1 rRNA gene is annotated in these 244 nt (G+C 56.1%); it reads left to right on the forward strand.

The features are described 5' to 3' along the window. Positions 1-220, forward strand: a 16S ribosomal RNA gene (locus tag KJS52_RS27180); the annotation flags it as partial. Between the last annotated feature and the right edge of the window lie 24 nt (positions 221-244).

Raw genomic sequence — 244 nt, forward strand, 5'->3', positions numbered from 1 at the left:
CTGCATGAAGTCGGAATTGCTAGTAATCGCGGATCAGCATGCCGCGGTGAATACGTTCCCGGGTCTTGTACACACCGCCCGTCACACCACGAGAGTTTACAACACCCGAAGCCGGTGGGGTAACCCGCAAGGGAGCCAGCCGTCGAAGGTGGGGTAGATGATTGGGGTGAAGTCGTAACAAGGTAGCCGTATCGGAAGGTGCGGCTGGATCACCTCCTTTCTAAGAGAACACGATCTTCCGAGT

The sequence above is a fragment of the Paenibacillus montaniterrae genome (assembly GCF_018403185.1).
Classification (GTDB): domain Bacteria; phylum Bacillota; class Bacilli; order Paenibacillales; family Paenibacillaceae; genus Pristimantibacillus; species Pristimantibacillus montaniterrae.